Below are 20,101 nucleotides of genomic sequence, written 5' to 3'. Positions count from 1 at the left end.
GTGGAAGAATTGTGGGGTGGCACTGCACGATTCCCTCATCCCGCTGCTCGGCGGAGGAGCACACCCGGAGCAGCTGCTGCATGTCCGCGAGATTCCGGCGCGCCGGGCCGGGCACGAACCGTGGCCGGGCTGGGCGCACCCCGACGTCGTGGACGCCTACGCCTCCCTCGGCGTGCACGAGCCGTGGCGCCACCAGGTCCGCGGGGCCGACCTGGCGCACTCCGGGGCGCACACCATCATCGCCACGGGCACGGCCTCGGGAAAGTCCCTGAGCTACCAGCTGCCGGTGCTCGATGAGATCCACCGCAGCGAACTCGCTGACCAGTCGACCCTCGCCCCCGCCGGGTCCGTGGCGCTGTACCTGGCGCCGACCAAGGCCCTCGCCGCCGACCAGCTCTCCGCGGTCGAGGCGCTGAAGCTTCCGACCCTCCGGGCGGCGACCTACGACGGCGACACCGATTCCGGGGCCCGCCGGTGGATCCGCGACCACGCCAACTTGGTGCTGGCCAACCCGGACATGCTCCACTACGGCGTCCTGCCCAACCACACCGCCTGGGCACGCTTCTTCCGCAGGCTCAAGTACGTCATCATCGACGAGGCGCACAGCTACCGCGGGGTCTTCGGCTCACACGTGGCCAACCTCCTGCGCCGCCTGCGGCGGATCTGCGCCAGCTACGGGTCCTCCCCCGTGTTCATCGGCGCCTCGGCGACCTCGGCCGAACCCGCGGCGTCGTTCGGCAGGCTCATCGGCGCCCCGGCGCAGGCTGTCACCGAGGACTCCTCCCCGCACGGCTCCACCACCGTCGCCTTCTGGGAGCCGCAGCTCACCGAACTCCGCGGCGAGAACGGCGCCCGGTCGCGCCGCACCGTGATCGCCGAGACCTCGGACCTGCTGGCAAACCTCGTCTCGGCGCAGGTCCGCACCATTGCCTTCATCAAGTCCCGCCGGGGCGCCGAGAGCATCGCCGCGACCTCGCGGCGGCTGCTCGAGGAGGTCCATCCCAGCCTGCCGGGCCGGGTGGCGGCGTACCGCTCCGGCTATCTCCCGGAGGAACGCCGGGCGCTCGAGGCCTCCCTGCGCAGCGGCGAGCTCCTGGGCGTGGCCAGTACGTCGGCCTTGGAACTGGGCATCGACATCTCGGGGCTGGACGCGGTGCTCGTGGCCGGCTGGCCCGGCACGAGGGCGTCCCTGATGCAGCAGATCGGCCGCGCCGGGCGCTCCGGGCAGGACGCCCTGGCAGCGTTCGTCGCCAGCGACGACCCGCTCGACACCTATCTGGTGCACCACCCCGAGGCGGTGTTCGACGTCGCCGTCGAGGCGACGGTGTTCGACCCGTCCAACCCCTACGTGCTGGGCCCGCACCTGTGCGCCGCGGCCGCCGAACTGCCCCTGACCGACGCCGACCTGGGGTTGTTCGGGCCGTCCTCCTTCGGCCTGCTCGGGCAGCTGACGGCCCAGGGCTACCTGCGCCGCAGGCCGGCCGGCTGGTTCTGGACCCACCCGCAGAGCGCCGCGGGGATGGTCAATCTCCGGGCGGACGGCGGTGGGCCGATTAGCATCGTGGAGTCGGGCACCGGAGCCCTGCTGGGCACGATGGATTCCCCGCAGAGCCACTATCAGGCCCACCCGGGCGCCGTGTATGTGCACCAGGGGCGCACCTACGTGGTGGAGAGCCTCAACGAGCAGGACCACTGCGCGGTGGTCTCCCGCGCCAGCCCCGACTACTACACCCAGGCCCGTGATGTCACCCAGATCGAGGTGCTTGACCGCGGCGAAGCCGAGCAGTGGGGGGACGTGCTGGTGAACTTCGGGGACGTGTTGGTGACGACCCAGGTGGTGTCCTTCCAGCGCAAGGCGTTCGCCTCCAACGAGATCCTGGGCGAGGAACCGCTGGAGCTCGGCGCCCGCGACCTGTTCACCAAGAGTGTCTGGTTCGAGATCGACAACGAGCTGCTGCAGAAGGGCGGCATCTCCGCCGAGGAGCTCCCCGGTGCGCTGCACGCCGCCGAACACGCCGCGATCGGCCTGCTGCCCCTCGTCGCCTCGAGCGACCGCTGGGACATCGGCGGGGTGTCCACGGCCCTCCACGCCGACACCGGGCTGCCGACGATCTTCGTCTACGACGGCCATCCCGGCGGGGCCGGGTTTTCCGAGCGCGGATTCCAGGCCGCACGGGTGTGGCTGACGGCGACCCGCGACGCCATCGCCGCCTGCGAATGCTCCGACGGATGCCCTTCCTGCGTGCAGTCCCCGAAGTGCGGCAACCGCAACAACCCGTTGAGCAAGGCCGGTGCCGTGACGCTGCTGACCCTGATCCTGGCCGGGTCGGCCGCGGCGCCGGTGGAGGCCCGGGCGGCGGCCCACCCCGGACGCTCCGGCTAGACCCGCGAGGCGGACTTCCGCGGCGGACGCCGGCTGCACGCCGCCCCGCCGCGCGGCCGTAGACGACGGATCCGCCACCGCCCGGGGCGCCCGCTGGCGGACAGGCCACCTACGGCGGCTGACCGACCCGCTGCGGCGGCGGGCCGATCCGCTGTGGCGGCGGGCCGGCCCTCGCGGCCCCCGAGGCCGCCGGCAGGACGCCCGGGGTCTCCACCGAGGTGCGCACCGTGATGATCACTCCTCCCGGTCCGGACCGGGAACAGTGCACCAGCTCCGCCCGGTGCCGGTGTGCCGTCTCGCGGGCGACCCCGCAGGGCTCTCCATCCCTGAGGCCCCGGGCGGCGTCCGCGCCGGCCAGTGCCGCAAGGTCCGCGGCAGCCGCCGCCCGGGCGCCTCCGACGGCAGCCTGCACCAGGAGGACGAGCGCCGCAAGGATCAGGATGAGGACCGCGGCCAGGCCCGCGGCAAGCACCGTACCGCTCCCCCGCTCCCGATGGAGGCCGTCATCGGGCATGTTCGGACCACCCGGAGGCCGTTGCCGAGAGCCGGACCTCCATCAGGTCGAGGAAGGGACCGTGGACCTTCGAGCTCACGGTGACCGAGGTCCAGCGGCCGTCCCCGGCCAGCTCCACGTCGGCGCCCGGACCGGCCAGGCTGCGCACCGTCGCCGCGACCGAACCTGCGGCCTCCCCGCGCACCACCTCCCGCGCGCCGGCCCGGGCCGCCTCCTCGAGGCGAAGCTGGACGACCCCGATGGACGCGGCACCCAGAAACGCCCCAAGGAGCAGGACGAGCGCCGGCAGGGCCACCGCCAGCTCGGCGGTGACCGCTCCCCGTTCGGGCGCCCGTCCACTCCGCAGGTGCCGGCTCACGCCCTCACCCGAAACTGAGGGCGCTGCTGATCAGGGCCGTGAGCATTTCACGGATCTCGCCGCTGGAAAGGACAGCCACCAGCAGCGCAGCGAACCCGACCGCGGCCAGGGTCACGATCGCGTATTCGGCCGTGGCCAGACCGGCTTCGCGCATCCCTGCGGAAACACGGCCCGCCAGCGGGTGCCCGGACCGTCCGGTGCCGGTGCCCGGATGCGCGGTCCCGTCACCGGAGGATGGCCCGGCGCCGGAGAATGGCGCGTCGCCTGAGGACGACCCGTCGGTCGGGGGCAGGCCTCCGGCGCTGGACCCGGCCTCCGCGGTGAGGCCCGCCGCCGGGCCGGGGGCGCCGGTGGAACCGGGCCCCGAGGGCCCGGAGTCCTTGGCCTCCGGCTTCAGCCCGCCGGACGGTGGGCCGGGGTGGACGGGCGCGGTGCGCGGCGCGGTGGTGCAGCGGCAGGATCCGACGGCCGCTTGAGTGGCCCGCCCTTGGTGCCGGACTGCAGGGGACAGAATGGTTCTCGCCATGGGGGTTCTCCTCGGTTTCTCGTCCCGCCGATACCCGGCGGGACCGGGGTGGATGCCGCGGCTGCGGCGTAGTCCGACTCTCCCGCCCGCGGCGGCCCCGTGGGCCCGCCAGGGTCCCTAAGTGGATAAGCCGGGCAGGTGTACCGCTCACCCTGCGGGCAGGAGTGCAAGGACGACCGGCACAACGCCCAGGCAGGCGAAGGCCGGCAGTGCACACACTCCGAGCGGAACGACGAGCCGGACGCCCAGGGCGGCCGCCCGCCGCTCCAGCTCGCGGTTCTGCCGCCGGCGCAGCTGCGCCGCACGGGCGTGGACGAGTGCGGCCGACGGCGCCCCCGTCACCGCGGCAAACCCGAGTGCGGTCCGGAGCTCCTCCACCGCCGTCCGGTCGGCACGGCTGAGGGGAACGGGACCGGCTTCCCAGGCCGTCTTCCACGCCGCGCCCAGCTCCAGTGCGCCCCGGACGCCGCGAAGCTTGAGCGCCACTGGCGCTGCACACGAGTCGGCCAGCACCCCCAGCGCATAAGTTACCGGAGCTCCGGCAGTCAGCATCGCGCCGATCAGGTCGAGCATCAGCGGGACATCGGTGATGCCGGTCGGCGACCCGCGGGGATCCCCGGTCCGGGCGCTCAGGTGCGGGACGGGCCGGGTGGCCCCGAGCACCGCCAGCGCTGCGAGCAGAAGGAGTGCAACGCCGACCCCGGCCGGTATCACGGACCCCTCACCGCGGCGGCCACCAGCCGGCTCGACCACACCCGCCCGGCGAGCATCAGGCCCAGGCCGAGCAGGAGCACCAGGACGCCGAGGGAAGACCCGAAGAGGACCCCCAGGGGATTGACGCCCATGAGGTAGCCGAGCAGGACCCCAACGACCGGCAGCCAGCCGAGCAGCGTGACGGTGGCCCTCGGTCCTGCCAGTGCCGTCTCCCGCGCGGCCTGCGCATCCACCGCCGCCTCCAGCTGCCCCGCGTACCGGGTCAGCACCTCCGCCAGCGGCGCGCCGCTGCGCTCGGCGACCGAGAAACACGCCGCCAGGTCCGTCCACAGAGTCGGAGCCGGATTGCCCGGTGCCGAGCGCGGCCCCACCCGGACGCGGACAGTGGTGCCGGCGGTGTTGCCGGCCGCGCGGAGCACCTCGGGAACGCCCAGGCCCAGGGACGCGCTGCGCCCGGCCGCCCGGAGCACGGGGAGGCTCCGCACGGCAAAGACGGACCCGCCATCGGCGGCGTCGGCGTAAAGGGCCTCAAGGTCGTTCCACAACAGCAGCGGTGACCGTCCGGCCCGGAGAAGTCCGGTGACCTGGTGCACCAGGAGGGCCGGTTCATGTGCCTGCCCCGCCGGCTCCCGGCGGAAGAACCCCATGAAGTTCCGGCGGTCGGCGGCGCGGGTGCCGGCGGCGGACAGTGCCGGCCGCGCGGGGATCCCCGGCGGCAGCGGCGGGGTGGACTGGAGCACCAGGACCGCCAGCGCAAGCATCAGACCGACCAGCAGCCCGGTCACGGCGGAGCCTCCCCCGGAACCAGGCGGGCGGCGAGCGCCGCCCAGGCCTCCCCGCGCGTACATCCGGAGCCGGTGGAGGTCAACGCCGGCCGGACGACGAGCCGGCTGCCGCCCAGCCCGACCACGGCGATCTGCTCCACCCGCCGGCCCCGGGCGCCGCGGACCAGATGGATGACCACATCCAGCGCGCTGGCGGCCTGCACGGCGAGCGCCTGCGGAGCCAGCCCGGCCAGGGCTCCCAGTGCCGTTAACCGGGCCGGGACGCTGACGGCGGAGTTCGCATGGACCGTCCCTCCGGCGCCGTCGTGCCCGGTGTTCATCGCCGCGAGCAGTTCGCGGACCTCCGCACCCCGGCACTCACCGACGACCAGCCGGTCCGGGCGCATCCGCAGGGCCTGCCGCACCAGTTCCCCCAGGTCCACCGCGCCGGCCCCCTCGACGTTCCCGTGGCGGGCCTGGAGCCCGACGGCGTGGGGGTGCAGGGGGTTCAGTTCCGCGGCGTCCTCCACCAGGACGAGGCGTTCGGCCGGGCTGCTCAGGCCCAGCAGGGTCGAGAGGAGCGTGGTTTTCCCCGTGCCCGTCGCCCCGCTGATGAGGAAGTTCAGCCGCCTGCGGACCACCTGTGTGAGGACGGCGGCCATATCGGCCGGAACGGTGCCCGCGGCGCACAGCTCGGAAAGGGTGAAGACCCGCTCCCGGCGGATGCGGATGGACAGCAGCGTTCCCCCTGTCGAGAGCGGCGGAAGCACAGCATGCACCCGAAAGTCATGAAGACGCACGTCGACGCAGGGGTTGGCGTCGTCGAGCCGCCTGCCTCCGGCCGCGACCAGCCGGGAGGCAAGGGCCCGGACCTCGGCGTCGCCGGCGAAGCGCAGCGGGACGCGCCGCAGGCCAGCCTCCCCATCCACCCAGACCTCCCCCGGGCCGTTCACCAGGATGTCCGTGACCGTTCGGTCCTGGACGAGGGGATGCAGCGGCCCGAGCCCCTGCAGTTCGGCCCGGATCCCGTCGACGGCGGCGAGGGTCCCTTCCGAGCCGAGGAGCCTGCCCGTGGTGCGGACGGCGTCGGCCAGCCCGGCACCGGTCACCGGAGCCGAATCGGCGATCACCTTCTGACGGACCAGCGCCACCATGTCCAAGTCGGGCCCGGCGGCCCGGTTCCGGCCCGGCCCCCGACCATCCCGGCGGGACCGGGCACCGGGCTGCTCCTCCGTCATGCCGCGGACCGGGCATCGAGGACGGTACCAAGGAGACCACGGCACAGCCTGCGGACCCGGCGCTCCCGTCCCCGGTCCAGGAGCCGTCCCTGGGCTTCGGCGGCGGGCACTCCCGGCAGATGCGGCAGGACGGAAGGTTCGGGCACCTCCAGCATCTCCGCCACCCGGTGCGGAAGGAGTCCGCCCCGCACCGGTCCGCGCAGCACGACGGTCACCGGTGCGGGTGCGAGCCCGGGGAGCAGCGCGGCGGCCGCCGCGACCGGGCGCAGCCGGGCCGGCACCAGGAGCACCACACCGGCGCAGGAGCCCAGCATCGCATCGTCCAGACCCGCCCCCGCCCCGAGGTCGACCACGGTCAGCTGGAAAGCCTGGCGGGCGGCGTCCAGGACGGGGCCGGCGGCGGAGCTCCCGCCGGGCGTCGGCGGCAACGGACCATGGGAGAGCACGGAAAATCCGGCGTACCGCGGAAGGGCGGCAGCGAACTGTGCGGGATTGAGTGCCCCACGCACGCCGTCCAGATCCTGCCACCGCAGCCCGGCGGCGGCGGCGTCCCCCAGCGCCAGCTCGAGGCCCCCGCCCAGGGGGTTTCCGTCCACCAGCAGGGTCGCCGACCCCGCGGACGCCGCGCAGTCGGCAAGCCAGCAGCTGAGCGTGCTCGCCCCGGACCCGCCCGCCGCGCCGACCACCCCGAGCACCGGCCCCGCCGCGGCGGCGCGGGCCCGGCCCAGGTGCTCGGCGAGCCATCCGGCGGCCTGCGGCAGGATCGCCACCTTTCCGGCACCCCACTTCGCCGCCGCTGACCACGCCGCGTCCTCCTCGTCCCGCAGTCCAACCACTATCGCCGGGCACTCCTGTGGAAGTTTTTCCCCATCTGCACCCGGGGCGAGGAGCACCACGGAGGGGTGATGCCTGAGGGCCTCGGGGAGCCCTGCGGCCAGGATCAGCCCGACCCCGGCCGCCGCCGCGACCCGCGCGGCTTCATCCTGCAGGGCCTGCGCCGCCCCGACAAGCACCACGCGCTGCTCCTCCGCGCCGGCCGGGGTCCAGGAACGCCGCTCAGTCATGCCCCAAGGGTGCGCGGCCGCCGATCCCGCGTGGTGCCGGCGGGCCGGTATGTGGACAACACTCCGGGCCCGAAGGATCCGTGCGGGCCCGGTGCTGCGCATCTCCCGGGCCGGGGGCGGGCAGAATGGGGACATGTATGTCGCCGTGGCGCACCCGCCCAGCACGGACCGGGACACCGCCGCCGTCTTCCAGCCCCTCGACGCCGCCGGCACGCCGTCGGGACCGGCCGTCGGTGCAGCCGCCGCCGACCTGCACAGCACCTTCGCCCGCTTCGAGGCCGGAGCGCCCCGCTGGGTCTGGGACGGCACCCGCGCCTGGTATCCGGGGCTGCTCGCCGCCGGCATCAGCGTGGAGCGCTGCCACGATCTTGCGCTCGCGCGCGCCATCCTCGCCCTCTCGCCCTACTGTGCCCCCTCGCCCTACACCGAGGAACTGCGCTCGCGCCTGGCGGACGGCGAGGAGCCGGCCCTTCCCCGCCAGGTCATGCCGCCCCCGCCGGCGCCCAACCAGAGCAGCCTGTTCGACGAGGCGCCCACGTCATCGGGGCCCGGCATCGACGCCGTCACCTCGGAGTTCCGGGCCCAACTGCAGGCCGTCGCCGGATCCACCCATCAACGCAGGCTCGCCCTGCTGCTGGCCGCCGAGTCGGCCGGGGCCCTGCTGGCCGCCGAGATGGAAGCCACCGGGCTTCCCTGGCGGCGCGACATCCACGAGGAGCTGCTTGAGCGGCTGCTCGGGTCCCGCCCGCCGGAGGGGCAGCGCCCGCCGGCCCTTGAGCGGCTCGCCGCCGAACTCCGGGAGGCGCTGGGCAACCCGACGCTCAATCCGGATTCGCCGCAGGAACTCATCCGGGCGCTGCACCGGGCGGGCATCGAGGTGGCGACCACCCGGTCGTGGGAGCTCGAACAGCAGAAGCACCCGGCGATCGAGCCGCTGCTCGCCTACAAGAAACTCTCGAGGCTCCTGACGGCCAACGGCTGGACCTGGCTGGACACCTGGGTGGACAGGGGCCGCTTCCGCCCCGAGTACGTCGTCGGCGGGGTGGTGTCCGGACGGTGGGCCTCCCGCGGCGGTGGTGCGCTGCAGATCCCGAAGATGGTGAGGGATGCGGTCCGCCCCGACCCGGGCCATGTGCTGATCGTCGCCGACGCCGCACAGCTGGAGCCGCGAGTCCTGGCCGCCCTGGCGCAGGACTCCGCCCTGGCCGCCGCCGCGCGCGGAAAGGACCTGTACCAGGGCATCGCCGAACAGGGTTTCGGCGGGGACCGGGCCAAGGCCAAGCTCGCGATGCTCGGCGCCATGTATGGGGCCACGACCGGCGAGTCGGGGCGCCTGATGCCCCAGCTGGCCCGCACCTACCCCCGGGCCATCGGCGTCGTCGAATCGGCCGCCCGGATCGGGGAGTCCGGCGGAACGGTCGGCAGCTACCTCGGCCGCGGGTGCCCTCCGGCCTCGGAGCGGTGGCGGGCCGCCCAGCGGACCACCACGGCGGAGGAGCAGCGCCGCGCCGACGCCGCCGCCCGGTCCCGGGGACGCTTCACCAGGAACTTCGTGGTGCAGTCCACTGCCGCCGAATGGGCGCTGTGCTGGCTCGCGGAGGTCCGGCGCAGGCTCCGGCAGCTGGGCGGTCCCGCTGCCGTGAACGGCGTCGTTTTCTTCCTGCACGACGAGGTCATGCTGCATGTTCCCGAGGAACGCGCCGGCGAGGTGAGCCGGCTCATCGAGGAGGCCGCTGCGGCGGCCACGGACCTGATGTTCGGCACGATTCCGATCGAGTTCGCCGTCAACATCCTGGTGGTCCGCTCCTACGCCGACGCGAAGTAGCGCCGACCCCGCCGCCGCCCCTCCCCCGTCGAGACTGCACATCACCACCCCAAAGCGCCTCCAGAAGGGGGTTAGCTGCACACTCGATGGGAGAGGGCAACCCAGAGGGGGTTAGCTGCACACTCGGCGGAGACCGGCAGCCAAGGACGACGGCGGCGCCCCGGATCCGGAGCTGCGGCTAGACCGGCGGAGGGATGACCTTCGACTCGTCCCACGGCTCGGTCCAGCCCAGGGCGTCGAACAGGGAACTGACGACCATCCCGGTGAACCCCCACACCGTCGCCTCGGGAAGAACGAACGCCGGGCTCCTGCTGGTGAAGCCGGCGCGCTCGACCACCACGGTCCTGCGGTTGGCCGGATTGAGCAGGTCCCGGACCGGAGCCCGGAAGACCTGGGCGGACTCGCCCTCGTCCACCACGCCGACCGGGGTGGGCAGGATCCACCAGCCGAGCACGGGCGTCACGAGGAAGTTGCTGTAGGGAAGCCCGATCTCCGGCAGCGCCCCAAGCACCTCCACCCCGGAGGGTTCAAGGCCCGTTTCCTCCTGCGCCTCCCGCAGCGCAGCCGCCCGTTCGTCGGCGTCACCGGGATCGATGGTGCCGCCGGGAAACGCCACCTGCCCGGGGTGGTGGTTCAGGGAGTCGGCCCGCTGGACCAGCAGGAGGTCCAGGTCGGCCGCCGCGGAGGCCGGGTGACCGGGTGCCAGATGGTCATCGGCGGTCCCGAAGAGGATCAGCACAGCGGCCCGCCGAGCCTTCTTGGGGTTGAGGATGCGCAGGTGCCAGCTGGTCGGCAGGTCCAGCGTCTCGGCGTCCTTCATGACCTCGGCGTAGTCCCGCAGGGACTGGTAGGCGCTCACGTTCCGAGGGTGTAGCCGGCGGCGCGGAGCTCGTCGCGGGTCTGCCCGCTGCGCATCAGCTCCAGCAGTTCCTCGCGGCCCGGCGCCAGTTCGTACTTCAGCAGCTTGGCCGCCTTCGCCGGGTCCACCTCCCCGTCGCCGTAGGAGGGGCAGAGCGCGGCGACCGGGCAGGCACCGCAGGCCGGCTTCTTGGCGTGGCAGATCCGGCGCCCGTGGAAGACCAGCCGGTGGGACAGGTCCGTCCAGTCCCGCGGCTCGAAGAGGGCCGCGACGTCCATTTCCACCTTGACCGGGTCCTCCGACGCGCTCCAGCCGAAGCGGCGCGCGAGCCGGCCGAAGTGGGTGTCGACGGTGATGCCCGGAATGCCGAAGACATTGCCCAGCACCACGTTGGCCGTCTTCCGTCCCACCCCGGGCAGGGTGACCAGATCCTCGAGCCGGGCCGGCACCTCCCCGTCGTACTCGTCGACGAGGCGGTTCGAGAGGGCCAGCAGGCTGTTCGCCTTGGCCCGGAAGAACCCGGTGGGCCGGATCAGTTCCTGCAGTTCCTCCGGGTCGGCCTCGGCGAGCGCCCGAGCGTCCGGGTAGCGCTCGAAGAGGACGGGCGTCGTCAGGTTCACCCGCACGTCGGTCGTCTGGGCCGAGAGGACCGTGGCCACGAGGAGTTCGAAGGCGTTCCGGAAGTCCAGTTCGGCGTGGGCGTACGGGTAGAGCTCGCCGAGCACCCGGTTGATCCGCCGGGCGCGCCGCTTGAGGGCCGTGGCCGATACGGCCTCCTTGGTCTGCGCCTTCATGAACCGGCCTCCCGTGCCTGGTGTCCTGGAGCCCGCCGGGGATTACTCCCGCGGGGCCCGTTCGATATTGGTGAGGTTGCGCATGACGCCGATCTGGCCGGTCCGCTTGTCCTGCACGAGGAACTCGGTGCCCCGGTCCTCGATGCCCACTTCCCAGTCGCCGGGGTGCACCACGAAGAGCTGGCGGCCCGTCTGTTCGTCCACGACGGGCCGGGGCGTGCCGACCGCGAACCAGAACGCCTCGACGACCTGGTCCTCGTCGGCGCTGCGGGTTGCCGAGATGGTCTCCTGCTGCCGGGGGCCCGCCTCGGCCACTGGGTGCACGCGGGTCTGCGCCTCCGACGCCGCTCCGGCGCCGGCCGTGGCCTGATGCGCCGCGGTCTCCCCGGCACCCGTCTGCCCCGCCGGCTCCGCCTTCGCGGCGCCCTGGCCCGCGGTCCGGTCGCCGGAGGGCTGGCCGGCCACCGCAGCGGACTGCTGATCGGCACCGAGGGCCGTCGCTCCGGCGGCGGCCGCAGCGGCAGTGGCCCCGGCTCCGGCCTGTGCCACCGGCGTCGACGCGGCGGTGGAAGACCCGGAGGACGCGGCGGTGGCGGACGCGGCAGTGGAGGCTGCGGCGGACCGTTCGTCCGTGCCCGCAATCGGAACCTCAACAGAGTGCTGCTTGACCTTCTCCTGCTTGGCCTTCTCCGGCTTGGCGGGTTTCGGTTCCTTGGCCGGCTTCGGCCGGGTCGGCAGGATGCCACGGGCCACCGGGTGCGCCGGAGCCTCGGAGCGCTCGGTGAAGTCCTTCGCGAAGAACGGCAGGTGCGGCCCAAGCACCGTTGCCGCCAGCATGCCCAGGGCGCCGATGAGCGAAACCAGCGGCCCGATGTGGAAGGCGGTCATGGTCTGGAGGAAGAAGAACGCGGCGGCGAGTACCGCAGCGATGGAGGCGAACTGGTCGACCGAGAGCGACCCGACCCGCAGGCCCGAGGCGCCCCGCCTCCGCCCGAGGACGAGGGCCGCGGCGGCGACCGGGAGCAGGATGCCGATGCCCACGAAGAACAGGGGCAGGGTGTTCCAGAAGTTCGCGTAGCGGACCTCTCCCCGGAAGAAGGGCAGCAGCGTTCCGAGGAAGATCACGACGGCGGAGGCCAGCAGGACCACCTCGCGGAGCGTGAACGGCCCGGCCACGGCCTTGCTCGAGCTGTACGGGCCGTCGATGGCGGGCCCGCGGCGCACGGCGGCGCCGGACGGATTTTCCCCCGCCCCGGCGGAGCTTCCGGCGGAACCTCCGGCCGGAGCCCCGCGGTCGGACTGCACGACGGCGGTGTCTCCGGCGGCCCGGCCGCCGGCGGTGTCAGCGCCGCGTCCGACCGCCGTGGCGGCGTCCGCGGGCTCGGCCGGCCCGCCCACGCCGGCCGTCCGGTTCTTGGAATCTTCGGTCATCGTTGTTCTCCCGTTCGTGGCGGCGGCACCGGGCCGCGCGGGAGCAGCCGGCGCGGGACCGGCTGCTCATGTCCTTCCTCCACAGTAGCCACCCGCCATCCCCTTTCTCTAGCACGCCCGGTGCGGGGGCGGGGCGGCGGAACCACTCAACGCACAAAGACGGCCTTTCACATCTCCTGTGTGATCGCCAACACACGACCGGCGAACTGGCCGATAATGTCAGGGGAAGTGCGGCGGCGCAGCGGAGCGCTGCGCCGCCGAGGAGTTCACCCAGGATTGGATCGAGCCGCAGAGGGGAAAGAAATGTCCGAAAGCGCCCAGAGGCACGGCGACGCGTTCGAAAACCTGCTTCACGAGGAACGCCGTTTCCCGCCCAGTGAGGAATTCGCCGCGCAGGCCGTCGCCCAGCCCTCGCTCTATGAGGAGGCCCGCAGCAGGGGGCCCGAGTTCTGGGCGGACCAGGCCCGGGCCTGCCTGTCCTGGGAGACCGACTTCACCCAGACCCTCGACTGGTCGGAGGCTCCCTTCGCGAAGTGGTTCGTCGGCGGGAAGCTCAACGCCGCGTACAACGCGCTCGACCGGCACGTCGAGGAGGGGCGCGGCGACCGCGTCGCGATCCACTTCGAGGGCGAGCCCGGCGACACCCGCAGCTACACATACGCCGAGCTCACCGAGTCGGTGAAGAAGGCCGCCAACGCCTTCGAATCCCTCGGCGTGGCCAAGGGCGACCGGGTGGCCGTGTACCTGCCGATGATCCCCGAGGCAGTCATCACCATGCTGGCATGCGCCCGCATTGGAGCGGTGCACTCGGTGGTGTTCGGCGGTTTCTCCGCCGACGCGCTGCGCAGCCGGATCGACGATGCCGAGGCCAAGCTCGTCGTCACCGCCGACGGCACCTACCGGCGGGGCAAGCCCAGCGCGCTCAAGCCCGCCGTCGACGCCGCCCTCGAAAAGGAGGGATCGACCATCACCCACGTGGTGGTGGTGCGGCGCAACAACGAACCGGTCGAGTGGACCGAGGGACGGGACGTCTGGTGGGACGACGTCGTCGACTCCGCCCCCAACGAGCACACCGCCGTGGCGCACGACTCCGAACATCCGCTGTTCATCCTCTACACCTCCGGCACCACCGGCAAACCCAAGGGCATCCTCCACACCACCGGCGGCTTCCTCACCCAGACGGCCTTCACCCACAAGTACACCTTCGACCTGCGCCCGGAGACCGATGTCTTCTGGTGCACCGCCGACATCGGCTGGGTGACCGGGCACAGCTACGTCGCCTACGCCCCGCTGATCAACGGTGCCACGCAGCTGATGTACGAAGGCACCCCGGACACCCCTCACCAGGGCCGGTGGTGGGAGCTGATCGAGAAGTACAAGGTCTCGATCCTCTACACCGCCCCCACGGCCATCCGCACCTTCATGAAGTGGGGACGGGACATCCCGAAGAAGTACGACCTCTCCTCGATCCGGGTCCTGGGCTCCGTGGGGGAACCCATCAACCCCGAGGCATGGATGTGGTACCGGGAGATCATCGGCGGCGGGAAGGCCCCCATCGTCGACACGTGGTGGCAGACCGAGACCGGCGCCCACATGATCGCTCCCCTGCCCGGCGTGACCAGCACCAAGCCCGGCTCCGCCCAGGTGGCCATGCCCGGCATCGCCGTCGATGTCGTCGATGAGATGGGCGAATCGGTGCCCAACGGCGCCGGCGGCTACCTCGTGATCCGGGAGCCGTGGCCGGCGATGCTGCGCGGCATCTGGGGCGACCCGGAGCGCTTCAAGCAGACGTACTGGTCGCGGTTCGACAATATGTACTTCGCCGGCGATGGAGCGAAGAAGGACGAGGACGGGGACATCTGGCTGCTCGGCCGGGTCGACGACGTCATGAACATCTCCGGGCACCGGCTGTCCACCACCGAGATCGAATCGGCCCTGGTGAGCCACCCGTCGGTGGCCGAGGCCGCCGTCGTCGGGGCGAAGGATGAGACCACCGGCGAAGCGGTGGTGGCCTTCGTGATCCTGCGCGGCTCAGCCAAGGACGACGACGACATCGTCACCACCCTGCGCAACCATGTGGGCAAGGAGATCGGCCCGATCGCCAAGCCGCGCAACATCCTCGTGGTGCCGGAGCTGCCCAAGACCCGCAGCGGAAAGATCATGCGGCGCCTGCTCAAGGACGTCGCCGAGGGGCGGGAGGTGGGGGACGCGACGACGCTGGCGGACAACACCGTGATGCAGCAGATCGCGGCCTCACTGCGGAAGTAGGCCCCCGCTGGTCCGCCCGCTCACCCGCCGCCCTGCGGCGGATAAGCGGGCGGATCTGTGAGATTGGACTCAAACGTTGGTAACCGCGCCGCAGGCGGGTGGACAATCGTCAGCGTGTCAAGTTCACTCGCCGCCGCGCCCGCCCCCACCACCCGTCCCCGGATGGCCCGCCGCGCCGCCGGCGCCTCCTTCGTGGGAACGGCCCTTGAGTCCTACGACTTCTACGTCTTCGGAACGGCCGCCGCGCTGGTCTTCAATGAAGTGTTCTTCACCCAGCAGGACCCCCTGGCCGGGACCCTCTACGCTTTCCTGATCTTCGCGATGGGCTTCGTCGCCCGTCCGCTGGGCGCCATCCTCTTCGGGCACCTCGGTGACCGCATCGGCCGCAAGAAGACCCTGATCTGGACCATCACCCTCATGGGCCTGGCCACCGGCACGGTCGGGCTGCTCCCCGACTACAACACCATCGGCGTGTGGGCGCCGATCCTCCTCACGGTGCTGCGCCTGCTCCAGGGGCTCTCGCTGGGCGGCGAGTGGGGCGGCTCCATCCTCATCGCCACCGAGCACGCCGAACCCCGCCGTCGCGCCCTCTACGCCTCGATCCCCCAGCTTGGTTCGCCGGTGGGCACCATGCTCATCTCCCTCATCTTCCTGATCCTGACGGTCGCCGCGCCCGACGTCATGGCGTCGTGGGGCTGGCGCATCCCGTTCCTGCTGGCCTTCCCCTTCCTCGCCGTGGCGATCTACCTGCGCCTTGCCATCGACGAGACCCCGGTCTTTCGGGACGCGGCGACCTCCAACTCGCTTGCCCGCATCCCCTTCCTGGAGATGATCCGCTCGCAGCCGGTGGCCATCGTGGTGGCCGCGGCCTCCGCGGTGCTCGGCATCGGCTCCTACTTCCTCATGGTGTCCTACACCCAGGCCTACGGCACCGAACGGCTGGGCCTGAGCGAGGCGACGGTCCTCAACGCCGCCCTGGTCGGGTCGCTGCTCCAGCTCGTCACCATCCCCGCCTTCGGCTACCTCGCCATGCGGATCGGATCGGCCAAGGTCGTCGCCGGCGGCGCCCTGGGCACGGCCCTGATTGCCTTCCCGCTCTACTGGGTCATCAGCATCTCCACGGCGCCGACCTACATCGCCGCGATCCTCATCGGCGGCATCCTGCCGACCGCCACCTGGGCGGCCCTCGGCGGACTCATGGCGGACATCTTCAACCCCCGCACCGCCTTCACGGCGCTGTCCTTCGCCTACAGCCTCGCGGCGATCGCCGCCGGCTTCGTCCCCTCAATCACCCAGGCCTTCGGGCAGGCCACCGACGGCGCCTGGTGGCACCCGGGCATCGTGCTGGCGGTGCTCAGCCTGGTCACCTTCGTCGGGGCGCTTCTGGCGGTCCGCCTCCGCGCGCGCCAGCAGGCCGCCGCCTCCGCGCTGTAGGCGGCGGGCTGGGGCATAGTTAAGCCATGACCGCGGCCCCCTCACCCAGCATCCTCCTGCTCAACGGCCCCAACCTGAACCTGTTGGGGACGCGGGAGCCGGAGATCTACGGCACCTCCACCCTCGCCGACGTCGAGGAAACGGCCCGCGCGGCCGCGGCCGCGCGGGGTTGCACGCTGCGGGCCTTCCAGTCCAACCACGAAGGCGCCCTCATCGACGCCATCCACGGCGCGGTGGGCACCGCCGGCGGGATCGTCATCAACGCCGGCGCCTACACGCACACCTCGGTCGCCCTCGCCGACGCGCTGGCCGCCGTGGACCTGCCCGTGGTGGAGGTCCACCTGAGCAACGTCCACCGGCGCGAAGCGTTCCGGCACACCTCCTATATCTCCGCCGTCGCCGACGCCGTGATCGTGGGGGCGGGGGTCGAGGGATACCGCTTCGCGGTGGAGCACCTCGCGGCGCGGCTGGGGGCCGCGGCGGGAGCGAGTCCGAAAAGTTAGCTCCCGCACGGAAGGTCGCCTTACGCGAAAAGCGCACCTGTGGTGCACCATAGTTCCATGACGGATATCACTCCCGCCGGTACGGCGGCCAGCGACGCGCCCCTGCTCGAAGTCCGGGACCTCGCGATCAGCTTCCGCACCACCCACGGTGAGGTACGCGCCGTCGAGAACGCCAGCTTCACCCTTCGACGCGGAGCCACCCTGGCCATCGTTGGGGAATCCGGCTCCGGCAAGTCGACGACCGCCATGGCCTGCATCGGCCTGCTTCCGGGCAACGGCAAGGTCACCTCGGGCAGCATCCTCTTCGAAGGCCAGAACCTCGTGAGCCTGCCCGAATCCAAGATGCGCTCCATCCGGGGGCGGGCCATCGGCCTCGTGCCGCAGGACCCGATGTCCAACCTGAACCCCGTCACGAAGATCGGCACCCAGGTCGCCGAGACGCTGCTGGTCCACGGGATGGCCACCAAGAACAACGTCAAGCAGAAGGTGATCGAGGTCCTCTCCGCCGCAGGCCTGCCCGACGCCGGCGAACGGGCCAAGCAGTACCCCCACGAGTTCTCCGGCGGCATGCGCCAGCGCGCCCTGATCGCCATCGGCCTCGCCTGCCAGCCGCGCCTGCTGATCGCCGATGAGCCGACGAGCGCCCTCGACGTCACCGTCCAGCGCACCATCCTGGACCAGATCGACACCATGACCGACCAGCTCGGCACCTCAGTGCTGCTGATCACCCACGATCTGGGGCTCGCGGCCGAGCGCGCCTCCGACCTCGTGGTGATGCACCGCGGCAGGGTCGTCGAGACCGGCCCCGCCCAGCAGCTGCTCAACGACCCCCAGCACCCCTACACCCAGTCGCTGGTACGCGCCGCCCCGTCCGTCGCGGCGGTCCGCCTGCGCCCCGGCGCCTACAACGACGACGCCGCCAAGCGGGCGAAGCTCGCCGAGGCCGTCTTCGCCGAGCACGAGAGCGGCAAGGTCGCGCCCCCGGCGAACATCGTGGAGATCCGCGACCTCACCAAGGTCTACAAGCGCCGCGGCAGCTCCGAGGACTTCTATGCGGCGAAGAATGTCACCCTCGACGTGCCCCGGGGCCAGACCGTGGCCATCGTCGGGGAGTCCGGCTCCGGTAAAACCACAACAGCCCGGATGCTCCTGAAACTCATCGAGCCCACCTCGGGCACCATGACCTTCGACGGCATGGACGTCGCCACCCTCGACAAGGCCCAGCTCAACGACTTCCGGCAGCGGGTCCAGCCGATCTTCCAGGACCCCTACTCCTCACTGAACCCGATGTTCACCATCGAACGCATCGTCGAGGAGCCGCTCAACGCCTACAAGCGCGGCTCCAAGAAGGAACGCGCCGCCCGCGTGCGGGAACTGATGGACCAGGTCGCCCTGCCCCAGAACGCCCTGCGCCGCTACCCCTCGGAGCTCTCCGGCGGTCAGCGCCAGCGCGTGGCCATCGCCCGGGCGCTGGCCCTGAAGCCCGAACTGCTTGTCTGCGACGAGCCCGTCTCGGCACTCGATGTGCTCGTGCAGGCGCAGATCCTCAAGCTCCTTGGGGACCTGCAGGCCGAGCTCGGCCTGAGCTACCTGTTCATCTCCCACGACCTCGCCGTGGTGCGCCTGATCTCCGACTATGTGTGCGTCATGAAGGACGGCGAACTCGTGGAGGCCGCGAGCTCCGAAGAGGTTTTCCAGAACGCGCGCCACCCCTACACGCGCCGGCTGCTCGCCTCAATCCCAGGCAACGAGCTGCGGATCGAGGGCGGCATCGCCTCCTGAGGCCCCCGGGCCGGCAACTCCCGGCGTCCCGTGGACATCCTCCGCGGGAGGATGTCCACTCCCAAATGCGCGCGGGCCGGGGCCGAAAATAGCCGCGGCCTCCGGGTAGCCGCGTGGGTATTGTGGGTGCATGAGTGCCGTAGCCGGAATCACTGCAACCCTGGACGGCCGCTTCGCGCGGGAACTGCCGGAGCTGGCCATCCCCTGGCGGGCGGAGGAGGCACCGGAGCCGCGGCTGCTGGTGCTCAACGAGCCGCTGGCCCTCACCCTGGGCCTCGACCCGGAGGCCCTGCGCACGCCCGAGGGGATTTCCTTCCTGACCGGCACCTCGCTGCCCGCCGGCGCCACCCCCGTGGCCCAGGCCTACGCAGGGCACCAGTTCGGCGGCTACAACCCCCGCCTCGGCGACGGCCGCGCACTGCTGCTGGGTGAGCTCACCGACGACGACGGCCGGCTGCGCGACCTCCACCTCAAGGGCTCGGGGCGCACACCGTTCGCCCGCGGCGGGGACGGCCTGGCGGCCGTGGGCCCGATGCTGCGCGAGTACCTCATCAGCGAGTCCATGCACGCCCTGGGCATCCCCACCACCCGCTCGCTGGCCGTGGTGGCCACCGGAAGGCCGGTGCGCCGGGAGACGGTGCTGCCCGGAGCCGTGCTGGCCCGGGTGGCGGCCAGCCACCTGAGGGTCGGCAGCTTCCAGTACGCCGCGGCCGGCGGGGACGTGGCGCTGCTGCGCCGCCTCGCCGACCATGCGATCGCCCGGCACTATCCGCAGGCCGCGCAGGCGGAATCGCCCTACCTCGCCCTGTTCGAGTCGGTGGTCTCCGCCCAGGCCTCCCTGCTGGCCCGGTGGATGCTCACCGGCTTCATCCACGGCGTGATGAACACCGACAACATGACGATTTCGGGCGAGACGATCGACTACGGTCCCTGCGCCTTCCTTGACGCCTTCGACCCCGCCACCGTGTACAGCTCGATCGACTCCGGGGGCCGCTACGCCTTCGGCAACCAGCCGCTGGTGGCGGAGTGGAACCTCGCCCGGCTGGCCGAGTCCCTGCTGCCCCTGATCAATGAGGACCAGGAGCGGGCGGTGGAGCTCGCCGTGGCGGTCCTCGAGGGGTTCCGCGGCCGGTACAGCGCCGCCTGGCTGGCCGGGATGAAGGCCAAGCTGGGCCTGGCCGACACGGTGTCCGACGGCGAGGCCACCGGGCTGGCGGACGACCTGCTGGCCCTGCTGCAGGCCAGCCGTGTCGATTACACCTCGTTCTTCCGCAACCTCGGCCGGGCCGCCCGCGGGGACGCCGGCCCGGCCCGGAGCCGCGTCGCCGACCCGGCGGCCTTCGACGCGTGGGCGCAGCGATGGCTCGCCCTGGGCCCGGACGCTGCGGCGATGGACCGGGTCAACCCCGCCTACATTCCCCGCAACCACCTCGTCGAGGAGGCCCTGACGGCGGCCACGAACGACGATCTGGGCCCGCTCGCGGGCCTCCTCGAAGCCGTGACGGCCCCCTACGATGAGCGGCCCGGCCTTGAGCGCTACGCCGTCGGCGCCCCGGAGGACTTCGGCCCGTACCGGACCTTCTGCGGCACTTAACGCCGACGCCCCGCCGCTTGGACAGCGGCGGGGCGGATTCGAGGAGGTGG

General features: G+C 72.2%; 17 protein-coding genes. 7 read left to right on the top strand and 10 right to left on the bottom strand.

The window, feature by feature from the left end; genetic code table 11:
• Positions 1–16: 16 nt before the first annotated feature.
• Positions 17–2,383: a DNA 3'-5' helicase SftH gene (gene sftH / locus ACX80W_RS01035; protein ID WP_459279616.1), complete on the top strand. Its 2,367-nt coding sequence runs from the start codon at positions 17–19 to the stop codon at positions 2,381–2,383.
• A 109-nt stretch (positions 2,384–2,492) separates the two neighbouring features.
• Here sftH and ACX80W_RS01030 read toward each other — a convergent pair whose 3' ends face one another.
• The 7 genes from ACX80W_RS01030 to ssd form a co-directional block, all read right to left on the bottom strand.
• Complete coding sequence (locus tag ACX80W_RS01030; protein ID WP_459279614.1) at positions 2,493–2,897, bottom strand: Rv3654c family TadE-like protein; 405 nt, start codon at positions 2,895–2,897, stop codon at positions 2,493–2,495.
• A complete protein-coding gene (locus ACX80W_RS01025; protein WP_459279612.1) occupies positions 2,887–3,255 on the bottom strand; it encodes a TadE family type IV pilus minor pilin in 369 nt (122 codons plus the stop codon). Before ACX80W_RS01025 ends, ACX80W_RS01030 begins: the two co-directional genes overlap by 11 nt.
• A gap of 4 nt (positions 3,256–3,259) precedes the next feature.
• The gene (locus ACX80W_RS01020) at positions 3,260–3,781 is read right to left on the bottom strand and encodes a DUF4244 domain-containing protein (protein WP_459279610.1); all 522 of its coding nucleotides are present in this window, start codon (positions 3,779–3,781) and stop codon (positions 3,260–3,262) included.
• A gap of 147 nt (positions 3,782–3,928) precedes the next feature.
• Positions 3,929–4,495, bottom strand: a complete 567-nt coding sequence (locus ACX80W_RS01015; protein WP_459279608.1) for a type II secretion system F family protein — start codon at positions 4,493–4,495, stop codon at positions 3,929–3,931.
• Complete coding sequence (locus ACX80W_RS01010) at positions 4,492–5,280, bottom strand: type II secretion system F family protein (RefSeq protein WP_459279607.1); 789 nt, start codon at positions 5,278–5,280, stop codon at positions 4,492–4,494. Before ACX80W_RS01010 ends, ACX80W_RS01015 begins: the two co-directional genes overlap by 4 nt.
• On the bottom strand, positions 5,277–6,413 hold the full coding sequence (locus ACX80W_RS01005; RefSeq protein ID WP_459279605.1) for a TadA family conjugal transfer-associated ATPase: 1,137 nt from the start codon (positions 6,411–6,413) through the stop codon (positions 5,277–5,279). The genes ACX80W_RS01010 and ACX80W_RS01005 overlap by 4 nt, the downstream gene beginning before the upstream one ends.
• Before the next feature lie 80 nt (positions 6,414–6,493).
• The gene (ssd, locus tag ACX80W_RS01000; RefSeq protein WP_459279603.1) at positions 6,494–7,561 is read right to left on the bottom strand and encodes a septum site-determining protein Ssd; all 1,068 of its coding nucleotides are present in this window, start codon (positions 7,559–7,561) and stop codon (positions 6,494–6,496) included.
• Between the two features lie 133 nt (positions 7,562–7,694).
• On the opposite strand from ssd, the gene ACX80W_RS00995 reads away from it, so the two are divergent.
• Entirely contained in the window at positions 7,695–9,386 is a 1,692-nt protein-coding gene (locus ACX80W_RS00995) for a bifunctional 3'-5' exonuclease/DNA polymerase (protein ID WP_459279601.1), read from the top strand.
• A 178-nt stretch (positions 9,387–9,564) separates the two neighbouring features.
• Here ACX80W_RS00995 and ACX80W_RS00990 read toward each other — a convergent pair whose 3' ends face one another.
• The 3 genes from ACX80W_RS00990 to ACX80W_RS00980 are packed head-to-tail and all read right to left on the bottom strand — an operon-like array spanning position 9,565 to position 12,470.
• Positions 9,565–10,245: an NUDIX hydrolase gene (locus tag ACX80W_RS00990; RefSeq protein ID WP_459279599.1), complete on the bottom strand. Its 681-nt coding sequence runs from the start codon at positions 10,243–10,245 to the stop codon at positions 9,565–9,567.
• Positions 10,242–11,039: an endonuclease III gene (gene nth, locus ACX80W_RS00985; RefSeq protein ID WP_459279597.1), complete on the bottom strand. Its 798-nt coding sequence runs from the start codon at positions 11,037–11,039 to the stop codon at positions 10,242–10,244. Before nth ends, ACX80W_RS00990 begins: the two co-directional genes overlap by 4 nt.
• 42 nt (positions 11,040–11,081) lie before the next feature.
• Positions 11,082–12,470, bottom strand: coding sequence for a hypothetical protein (locus tag ACX80W_RS00980; protein ID WP_459279595.1), 1,389 nt, complete (start codon positions 12,468–12,470; stop codon positions 11,082–11,084).
• Positions 12,471–12,773: 303 nt separating this feature from the next.
• On the opposite strand from ACX80W_RS00980, the gene acs reads away from it, so the two are divergent.
• The 5 genes from acs (at position 12,774) to ACX80W_RS00955 (ending at position 20,051) form a co-directional block, all read left to right on the top strand.
• Positions 12,774–14,738 (top strand): acetate--CoA ligase, encoded by a 1,965-nt coding sequence (acs, locus tag ACX80W_RS00975; RefSeq protein WP_459279593.1) that lies wholly within the window; start codon positions 12,774–12,776, stop codon positions 14,736–14,738.
• Between the two features lie 114 nt (positions 14,739–14,852).
• Complete coding sequence (locus tag ACX80W_RS00970) at positions 14,853–16,172, top strand: MFS transporter (RefSeq protein ID WP_459279591.1); 1,320 nt, start codon at positions 14,853–14,855, stop codon at positions 16,170–16,172.
• Positions 16,173–16,198: 26 nt separating this feature from the next.
• Positions 16,199–16,675: a type II 3-dehydroquinate dehydratase gene (aroQ, locus tag ACX80W_RS00965; protein WP_459279590.1), complete on the top strand. Its 477-nt coding sequence runs from the start codon at positions 16,199–16,201 to the stop codon at positions 16,673–16,675.
• 57 nt (positions 16,676–16,732) lie between these two features.
• Positions 16,733–18,457 carry a dipeptide ABC transporter ATP-binding protein gene (locus tag ACX80W_RS00960; RefSeq protein ID WP_459279588.1) on the top strand — a complete coding sequence of 575 codons (1,725 nt, stop codon included), beginning with the start codon at positions 16,733–16,735 and terminating at the stop codon, positions 18,455–18,457.
• Positions 18,458–18,587: 130 nt separating this feature from the next.
• Positions 18,588–20,051, top strand: coding sequence for a protein adenylyltransferase SelO (locus ACX80W_RS00955; RefSeq protein WP_459279586.1), 1,464 nt, complete (start codon positions 18,588–18,590; stop codon positions 20,049–20,051).
• Positions 20,052–20,101 lie beyond the last annotated feature (50 nt).

The sequence above is a fragment of the Arthrobacter melezitosi genome (genome assembly GCF_054511055.1).
Note: the sequence above shows the minus strand (reverse complement) of the source record. Positions and strands in the feature narration are given on the sequence as shown.